This is a genomic window from Yaniella soli, assembly GCF_054782375.1.
In genome coordinates, this window is the sequence record NZ_BAAGSP010000046.1 from 1 (window position 1) to 8,961 (window position 8,961).

The following is an 8,961-nucleotide window of genomic DNA, read 5'->3' on the forward strand; positions in this document are numbered from 1 at the left end:
AATATTCTCACTCATACGACAGAATTAACACGACATTTCAGCACTGTCCGATTAAACCGCCGACACCACCAAAAATAAAAGCGACTGTAGTACTAGGCAAACGGTGCGCTTAGGCTTGCGGTGGGGCGTCTTCTCCTGAGGCTTCAGCCGCGTCGGCTTCTTCTTTGGTGGAGTATTGTGCACTGGCCGAATGCTCTGGAGGCGAGTAGATGGTGTAAAGTACCAGCGGTTCGTCGCCGGTGTTGCGGAAGTTGTGCTGGGCTCCGGCGGGGACTGCGCACTGGTCTCCTGCGGCAATGGGGTGCGTCTCGCCGTTGAGGTCTGCCTCACCGGTACCTGAAATAAAGGTCAGGATCTGGTCGGTGTTTTCGTGCACCTCATCTCCGATCTCGCCACCGACCGGCACGGTCATAATGACAATCTGGGAGTGTTTGCCGGTCCAGAGTGTTTTGCGGAAGTCCGGGCTTTCGTTGGCAATATCTGCGATCGTGAAGTGTTCGATGTTACCTTCGATGGAAAAATGTTTTTCTGTCATGTTCTCCTCCTTGTTGATCTTTGTACATTGTGGACGCCAACGTTTAAGCGTCCACTGCCTGATGACCCTTGGCTTGTGCCGATGGGCTCCGTTCAGTTTTGGACATCGCCGTAGAGTATTTGTCGTTCCGCATCAGACGCATGGCATTCAAAATGACGACCAACACGGAACCCTCGTGGACAAGCATGCCGACCGACATGGTGACTCCACCAGCAAATACGCCGACCAACAGTGCCACCACGGTCGCCAAGGCTATGACGATGTTCTGTCGCATCACATTGACGGTTCGCTTCGCGAGGCTGACTGATTCGGGCAATTTCATCAAGTTGTCGCCCATGAGTGCGATATCTGCGGTTTCGACGGCGACCGCGGAGCCAGCCGCACCCATTGCCACACCGATATTGGCGGTTGCTAGGGCCGGTGCATCGTTCACACCGTCACCAACCATGGCAACGGTATGCCCATCGCGCTGCATGGCCGCTACTGCGTCGAGTTTGTCTTCGGGCAACAAGGATGCATGAATCTCATCGATGCCCGTGGCCTTACCGATAGCTTCCGCCACCAGTTGGGTATCGCCGGTCAGCATGACCACCTTGTCCACACCGGCATCGTGCAGGCTGGCTATCATTCTCGGTGCATCTTCACGAATTTGGTCGGCAACCGCAAGCACTCCGATGAGGGCATCATCGATAGCCACTATCATCGGGGTCTTGCCGTCTGCAGCCAGCTTATTCGCTGCCTCATCGGCGGCACTATAGTCGGTGATGCCATATTGTGCTAACAGCGGGGCGTTGCCAATCAGCACGCGTTTCCCATCCACGTCCGCGACTATGCCTTTACCTACAACGGGTGTGACATCGCCGGGAAACCCGACCGGTGCCACACCTTGTTTGGTTGCTGCGGCCAGAATGGGGCGCGCTAACGGGTGTTCCGAACCAGCCTCTGCTGCTGCGGCCCAGCGGAGAACATCGAGACGCTCCATATTGGGCGCCAGCACAACAATATCGGTTAGCTCAGGTCGGCCTTCGGTGAGGGTACCTGTCTTGTCAACGGCAACAGCAGAAATCTTCGCGGACGTCTCAAGGTACTCGCCGCCTTTAATGAGAATACCGTTTCGTGCGGCCCGCCCAATACCGGCCACAATAGCGACGGGTATGGAAATGACCAAGGCTCCGGGGCAACCGATAACTAATAGGGTCAGGGCCAGCACGACGTCTTGGGTTATCAGACCTGCTAGCAGCGCGAGAATAAATACTGCCGGAGTGTACCACGTCGAGAAGCGATCAATAAATGCCTGAGTTTTCGCCTTGGCGTCCTGTGCTTCTTCTACACGGTGGATAATATGGGCAAGTGTCGTATCAGCACCGATGCCTGTCGCCAAGACTTGTAGAAATCCGCTGCGCGATATTGTTCCAGCGAAGACTTGGTCACCCTTGGCTTTCTCCACTGGAATGGATTCACCGGTGATAGACGCCTCGTCAAGAGCACCGGTCCCTGCAACGACTTGACCATCAACCGGCACTTTCGCGCCATTCTTGACCAGTACGATTTCACCCATTCGCACCTGATGCGCCGCAATTTCTTGTTGTTCACCATCTCGCACAACCACCGCGGTGTCGGGGGCGACTGCAACGAGCTCGGCCAAAGCAGACCGCGTCTTATTCATCGTGGCCGCTTCGAGCGCGTGGCCGATGGCAAACAGGAAGGTCACCGCGGCGGCTTCCCAGAAGTTGCCGATGATCACTGCACCGATGGCAGCAACTGATACCAACAGATCAATACTGATCATCTTGGTTACCAATGCGCGCACGGCGTTGAGAACAATGTTGTACCCAGCCACGACAGCGGCGGCCAGCATCAGGAGGTTTGCCAACGTGAACACATGACCGGAACCATGGGCGTGCTCCCCCGCATCAACCCACCATTGTGGGCTCACCGTAACGTTCCATGCACCATTGGCCAAGTGTTCCACGGCGAACGAGAGCATGATCAACAGGCCGGACACCACGGCTACGGACCAATTACCGTACCACCATTTTTGAAACCAGTTCAACGAGAAAAGCCTTCCTTTATCTGCTGTTAGAACGGCGAGGGAGTCGCCTTGTAGCCGGCTTTGGCGACAGCAGCGACAAGATCCTCAACGGATACCTCGGATTCGTCATGCTCAACTTCAATGCGTGCCGTAGCGAAGTGCACCTTGACCTGCTCGACGCCTTTCATACGTCCGACACGTTTCTCAATTTTGTTCACACACGACGGGCAAGAAAAACCTTCAGCCCGAAGAAGTGTTTGGGTGTTGGTAGTGGCAGCCATATCATTCCTTGCTGTAAGTCGTTACTGTTCGGCATCCTTATCCTCAGGATGTTTCTCATCCTACGGATGTTCCAGCAAAACGGCCTTGACGTACGTCAAGGCCGTGGATTTTTTGAGCTGAACATCAAATAAGGGACAACTTATCGCCTCATACTCGCAATCTAGTGAACCGCAAGTAGCGGTGTCCACAACTGGATGATTCCAGTTATGGACACCGCTAACGTTGGACAAACTCGTACCTAGCTTACGGTTGCTTTGCGAATGAGCCAATAGTTGAGCCCGCCCAGCAGGACGGTGGCAAGGAAGCCCCAACCGGCCAGTGTAAAGGCCGTCTGATCGACGAACCAGAGACCAACATTTGGCCACCACTCGTTGATCGTCACCAGGGCTACCACTCCGAGAATCAGGGCGATGACACCGATGATCACGGTCCACAGGATCGGGATCGATACTCTGCGATACAGGATGGCCCAGAAGAATCCGAAGCACATGAAGAACAGCACCATCACGGCGCCGAAGGCTCCGACCCCGAGCATGCCACCAACATCATCGACGAACGGTGCCCCGAAGATATACATGTGACGGCCAAGGCCGTCGGTTACTCGTTCAATCCAATAGAACAGCATCGCGAATAGCCCGTAGCCGACAGCAACCGTAGCAAACGTGAGGTAGGTGCCGATCAGGTAGACGCGCCGACTGTAGCTCAGCGCCACCGAGAACGGGAAGGTATGCGATGCCGTGTAGGCGGCCATAAAGGCTAAATACCAAATGACTGCCTGCGCCGAACCGGTTGCGTTGATGGGTTCTTCAGCTGGAATACGCTCGGTCATCTGCGAATCGATCAACGCCATAATGCCGACACCGAGTCCCCAGGCGATCACAAAGATCGCCATGGGTAACCAGATGAAGGTCCATGGGACCGCAAACTGCAGTCGAAACGCAGCCGGGAGTCGAGCAAAGCTCGAGCGTTTTGTCTGAGGTGAATGCGTTGTTGTAGTAGTCATTAGAAACCCTCCGAGTCACGGTGCTCTTCGGCGTTATTGCGTGTCATGTGCACGATGAGCTGTTGTAAGGATACGGGTATGAGATCAAGGTCCAGTTCGTTAACCAGCTGGCGTTCTTCGGCAGACAGTTTGCCGAGCACAGTGGTGCGCACGATGCGGCCCATTTCTTCATGGTTGAGCACCTCGCGGTTACCAATCACTTGTCTGACAGCATCACCGTGGCCCACGAGTGTCACGGCACGGTCGGCGAGATCCTCTGCCGATTCATCGACCATGATGTCGCCCTGGTCAATGACCACGACGTGTTCCAAAAGGTAGGCAATCTCATCAATCAAATGCGAAGAGACCACGATGGTGCGGGGGTTTTCCGAATAGTCCTGCAGCAGGAGATCGTAAAATAACTGCCGCGCCACAGCGTCCAGCCCCATATATGGTTCATCGAATACCGTCAGCGGGGCCCGTGACGCCAATCCGATGATGACGCCGACTGCGGATTTCTGGCCGCGTGACATCTTTTTGATGGGAGTCTTCATCGGCACATGGAAATCGTCGATCAACTGCTTAGCAAAGGTCTCGTCCCAGTTTTCAAACGCGGACCGCGCCGCAGCAAACGCGTGTTTTGCCAGTGCATCCTCGGGATAGCGCTGATCCTCACGCACGAAGCAAATATCTGGCAGCACCTGCTCATTTTCGTGCGGCACCTGACCGAAAACTCGCACCTCGCCTTCGGAGGGCCAGTCCTGCGCGGTCATGACCGACATCAGCGTCGTCTTGCCGGCACCATTTCGGCCGAGCAGACCGTGGATTTTATCCTTTTCAAAATTCAGTGTGACATTATCAAGGGCAACGGTATTTTTGAAACGACGAGTGACGCCTTTTGCTTCGATTGCCCTGACACTTTCGACTGTATCGGGGGTAGTCATGGTTTCTCCTTGGTTAGGAAGCATTGCGGTCGCGAATCATCGCGAGCACCGCTTGAGTATCGAGTCCAATTGCCCTTGCCTCCGTCAGCAGGGGATCGAGATAATGCTGCGCAAACTGCTCCACACGTTCGCCGCGTACAATCTGTCGCGCACCGGGCGCAACGAATGTTCCCAGCCCACGTCGTTTCACCAAGATGCCTCGGTCTACCAAGAGATTGATTCCCTTGCCGGCGGTTGCCGGGTTGACGCGGTGAAAAACAGCAAGTTCATTCGTTGATGGTGCCTGCTCGTCTTCGGCTAGCGAACCGTCGAGTATCGACGCCTCAATTTTCTCTGCGATTTGTATAAACAGTGGACGACCATCACCCATAAGAACTCACCTTCCACACTTGTGAAATAGCTTCGCGGGTACATTACCTCGCTGGTTCATTAGTGTACTAATGCACCAAGGAACATGCAACTCGTTAAATTAAAAACGCGCCAGCACCTGATCGGTACTGACGCCTCGGGCCGCTTGTTAGCAACACATGCTAGTGGTCATGCTGGTCATCGTCCTTGGTCTCGTGGACAGTGCCGTGTGCGTGTTCAACCGGGGCATAGATGGAATACAGCTTCAGTGGCTCGTCGCCGACGTTCGTGACGTTGTGCCAACTGCCCGCAGGGATGCACATGACCCAGTCGTCTTCAACCACTTCGTCGAAGTTCAGCTCATCTTCTGTCGGCCCCATTTGGACGTGTCCTGTGCCTTGTTCCACGCGCAAGAACTGGTCATTATGGCCGTGCACCTCCAGTCCGATGTCGTCACCCACAGCAATGGTCATTACGGTCAGCTGCAGATTTTTGCCGGTCCATAACGTCGTGCGGTAGTTCTCGTTTTCTAAGGTCGCTTGTTCAATATCGACTACGTACGGGTTTGGTCCGTGGTCTGATAGCTCGGTCATGCATGCGTCCCTTCGACTTCATCGATTGCGCTTTGGCAGTGAGCTGCGCACCTGGCAACCCACTGTTTCCATGACAACACAGGCACCAGATTGCGTCTAGACAGGACGCGCGCCACGGTGCCCCGAGTGCCGAGACATGGCTAGTTATGCTTGACGGCCGATGGCTCGTGTGCTGCAATGCCAGCGGTTTCGATCTGGAATGTCGAGTGATGGATGGCCACATCGAAGTGCTCGGTCACGCACGTCTGAACTTGCCGCAGCTGCTCTGCCGCGTGCCCGCTGGTAAAACATTCATCTTTGACGACGATATGCGCGGTCAACACGGGCAACCCCGTCGCTACCGTGGACGCATGCAGGTCATGCACATCAAGGACGTGGTCCAACTCCATGATGTGACGACGTACCGCTGCCAGGTCGAGGCCTTTCGGCGTGAATTCCATGAGCACGCGAAGCGTTTCGCGCATCAGCACATACGCCCGCGGTGCGATCAACGCGACGATAAATAGGCTAGCGATAGCATCGGCCTGTTGGAACCCGGTGGTCGCAATGACAATAGACGCGACAATGACACCTACCGAGCCGAGCGCGTCATTGAGCACTTCGAGGAACGCGGCTCGCATATTGAAGTTCGCCCCGCGACTTGAAGCCAGGACTGCAATCGCGACGATGTTTGCAGCTAACCCAAGCACGCCAAAGATGAGTAGTTCAACGGCAGGGACCTCGGGCGGTTCAACGAGTCGACGTATCCCTTCGATGGCGGCGTACACACCGATGGCCAGCAGCAACGCCGCCTGCCCCAGCGCCGCAATGACTTCGATGCGCCGGAAACCCCACGTGCGTTTTGCAGTTGGCGGTCTGAGCATTAAGGTCGCTGCGATCAGCGCGACCAAGAGTCCGGAGGCATCGGTTATGGCGTGGACTGTATCCGTGAGCAACGCCAAGCTTCCGGTGACGATGGAACCGACCAGCTGAACCACCACAATGATTACGGTGATGCCAAACGCGATCCACAGCTTTTTACGGTGATCCGGCGATTGTCCCGACTCGCCTACCGATGGACCATGATGATGACCTACGCCCATACCCGTCCCCACTTCCGCACGACCGACTCGTCGGCATCGCGCAAATGTACGCAGAGTTGCGCGGCGTTGCCGGTGGCTTCCAACATTTTTTCAGCAGCGGCAATCAAAATTTTCAACAGCGCAGGTTCGGCTAACGCGTACCAGGTTGCACGGCCCTCGGGCCGAGGTGTGATCAATCCACACTCCACTAAAAACCGCAGATGTTTGCTCACCGTGGATTGCGCCAGACCCATATGGTCGACCAAATCGCGCACCCGATGCTCTCCCGAGGCCAAGTGCTGCAGGATCGCGAGACGGGCTGGGTCTGCGAATGCCTGAAACAGGTGGGCATAGGCTTCTGTCGCTAGTTCGTCCAGTGCTACATTTTTATTCATCGCCATACAGCGATGATAGCCCTGTATGACGATTCAAGTAAAGGGGGGTTCGCCTGCGACGCAGACGAGCTCACGCCAACCTCAAAAGCTGCCTCGGGTTATGCCAGAGCACCTTGCGCATCCACTCGTCGCCAAGCCCCCAGTTATGCAACACCTCGAGCTGATGACTGTAGCTATGCGGGATCGTCGGGAAGTCGGTACCCAAGACCACTTTGTCTGCAAGCTGCGCCATCGTGTCGAGATAGCCGGTCGGCATAGGTGCAACCTGCTCCATATACGGGGTCCCGACCATCGTGGTATCCAAATACACATTCGGAGCCCGACGTGCCAGTTCAGCAAACGCTTGATAATCAGGTAGACCAGCATGGGCAATGACCAACACCAAATCCGGGTAGCGTTCAACCAGCTCATAGATCGGCTCCGGTCCGGTAAATTCGCCTTCGTGCGGGCCGTTGCCACAATGGATGACGACCGGCACACCCGAGGTCGCAATCAATTCCCACGAGGATGCCAGCAGCGGATCAAGCGCCGAAAATGCGCCCACCTGGATGTGCACTTTGAAGATCTGCGCACCTTCTTCGAGTACTCGGGCAACGAGTCCCTCAGCGCCAGGCTCTGGAAAGAACGTTGCCGAGTGAATGGCGTCATCATGCTGTGCGGCAAACCTCTTCGAGTATTCGTTGAGGAATTCCGCCATCACTGGACGATGCGCATAATTCAGTGTGCTAAACGCCGTGACACCAATATCGCGCAGAATCTGCACTCGCTCTGCTTCGCTGTGGCGGTAGTGAATTGGCCACGCGGGTTCGCCCATTTCTGGGAGACGGTCGAAGAAGCCCCAGACTTTTTGCTGCACTCGATCCGGCATAAAATGCACGTGCAGATCGATGAGGCCATCGAGGCCGAGCGCTGCTACATATCCGCGAACCTCGTCATCCGAGGTTGGGGCGACCAGCTGATTCATTGAAAACTCCTATGGTGAGACTGACAACACGCACTCTTGGCACAGTCTAATGAAGCGAGTCACGGACGACTGGCGAATGCACAAGATCAGAAACGGGAAGATCCCTCGAGCTGTGTGAATTGGTGCCGGTAGGCGGTGGGCGTGGTGCCGTAGGTCTGCACAAAGTTCTGGCGGAACGTCACAGGACTCGCGAAGCCACAGGCTTGCGCCACCTGACTGACCGACAACTCGGTGGTCTCCAACAGGCGCCGTGCCTCACCGAGGCGTCGCGCAAGAATCCATTTTGCCGGGCTGACCCCGGTATGCTCCCGGAACCGCCGCGAGAAGTTCCGTGGGCTCATTTGCACCTGCTCCGCGAGCACCTCTACGGTCAGCGTGTCCCCGAGATGGTGCATGGCCCAGTCCATGGCGACCCCGATCGGCCCGTCACGCATGGCGTCGTCAACCACGGGGCGCTCAATATACTGGGCTTGGCCGCCTTCGCGGTGTGGTGCAATAACCAAACGCCGAGCTACCGTAGTTGCCGCTTCAGCTCCAAGGCGGGTTCGAACCACGTGTAAGCACGCGATGTCCAGGGCGAGTACTTCGAGGGACCAATGGAGATCCAGTATCCGCCACGCGACGAGTCCCTAAACCGGATTCTCGAGGCCATGGATGCCGCTGAGCAGGCAGAGATCCCGGTGGTTGTTGTCCAGCACAAATTGCCTGAGGACGCACCGATTTTTGCTGGGGGGTGCCTCTATCGTTTTTGTCAAGCGGCTTCTGAGAAGTTTTTTGCAGTAACTGTGGCTGTGGGGTCTTGGTAGAAAGTGCCGTCTCGGAGCA

The 8,961-nt window shown here is 56.0% G+C and carries 11 protein-coding genes; all 11 read right to left on the reverse strand.

Features of this window, described 5'->3' with window-relative positions; all coding sequences use genetic code 11:
- Positions 1 to 109: 109 nt before the first annotated feature.
- The 11 genes from ACYVJT_RS14625 to ACYVJT_RS14675 all read right to left on the reverse strand — a co-directional run bounded on the left by ACYVJT_RS14625 (position 110) and on the right by ACYVJT_RS14675 (position 8,639).
- Positions 110 to 535 (reverse strand): cupin domain-containing protein, encoded by a 426-nt coding sequence (locus tag ACYVJT_RS14625; RefSeq protein ID WP_343955838.1) that lies wholly within the window; start codon positions 533 to 535, stop codon positions 110 to 112.
- Between the two features lie 43 nt (positions 536 to 578).
- Complete coding sequence (locus ACYVJT_RS14630) at positions 579 to 2,588, reverse strand: heavy metal translocating P-type ATPase (RefSeq protein ID WP_343955839.1); 2,010 nt, start codon at positions 2,586 to 2,588, stop codon at positions 579 to 581.
- 26 nt (positions 2,589 to 2,614) lie between these two features.
- Positions 2,615 to 2,848: a cation transporter gene (locus tag ACYVJT_RS14635; RefSeq protein ID WP_343955840.1), complete on the reverse strand. Its 234-nt coding sequence runs from the start codon at positions 2,846 to 2,848 to the stop codon at positions 2,615 to 2,617.
- Between the two features lie 239 nt (positions 2,849 to 3,087).
- The gene (locus ACYVJT_RS14640) at positions 3,088 to 3,852 is read right to left on the reverse strand and encodes a hypothetical protein (RefSeq protein ID WP_343955841.1); all 765 of its coding nucleotides are present in this window, start codon (positions 3,850 to 3,852) and stop codon (positions 3,088 to 3,090) included.
- Positions 3,852 to 4,775: an ATP-binding cassette domain-containing protein gene (locus ACYVJT_RS14645; RefSeq protein WP_343955842.1), complete on the reverse strand. Its 924-nt coding sequence runs from the start codon at positions 4,773 to 4,775 to the stop codon at positions 3,852 to 3,854. Before ACYVJT_RS14645 ends, ACYVJT_RS14640 begins: the two co-directional genes overlap by 1 nt.
- A 13-nt stretch (positions 4,776 to 4,788) precedes the next feature.
- Positions 4,789 to 5,145 carry a GntR family transcriptional regulator gene (locus ACYVJT_RS14650; RefSeq protein WP_343955843.1) on the reverse strand — a complete coding sequence of 119 codons (357 nt, stop codon included), beginning with the start codon at positions 5,143 to 5,145 and terminating at the stop codon, positions 4,789 to 4,791.
- Between the two features lie 160 nt (positions 5,146 to 5,305).
- Complete coding sequence (locus ACYVJT_RS14655; protein ID WP_343955844.1) at positions 5,306 to 5,716, reverse strand: cupin domain-containing protein; 411 nt, start codon at positions 5,714 to 5,716, stop codon at positions 5,306 to 5,308.
- 140 nt (positions 5,717 to 5,856) lie between these two features.
- Positions 5,857 to 6,798 carry a cation diffusion facilitator family transporter gene (locus ACYVJT_RS14660; protein WP_343955845.1) on the reverse strand — a complete coding sequence of 314 codons (942 nt, stop codon included), beginning with the start codon at positions 6,796 to 6,798 and terminating at the stop codon, positions 5,857 to 5,859.
- Positions 6,789 to 7,178 (reverse strand): ArsR/SmtB family transcription factor, encoded by a 390-nt coding sequence (locus ACYVJT_RS14665; protein WP_343955846.1) that lies wholly within the window; start codon positions 7,176 to 7,178, stop codon positions 6,789 to 6,791. Before ACYVJT_RS14665 ends, ACYVJT_RS14660 begins: the two co-directional genes overlap by 10 nt.
- A 64-nt stretch (positions 7,179 to 7,242) precedes the next feature.
- Positions 7,243 to 8,136 carry an amidohydrolase family protein gene (locus tag ACYVJT_RS14670; protein WP_343955847.1) on the reverse strand — a complete coding sequence of 298 codons (894 nt, stop codon included), beginning with the start codon at positions 8,134 to 8,136 and terminating at the stop codon, positions 7,243 to 7,245.
- A gap of 86 nt (positions 8,137 to 8,222) precedes the next feature.
- Positions 8,223 to 8,639 carry a GlxA family transcriptional regulator gene (locus tag ACYVJT_RS14675; RefSeq protein WP_343955848.1) on the reverse strand — a complete coding sequence of 139 codons (417 nt, stop codon included), beginning with the start codon at positions 8,637 to 8,639 and terminating at the stop codon, positions 8,223 to 8,225.
- Between the last annotated feature and the right edge of the window lie 322 nt (positions 8,640 to 8,961).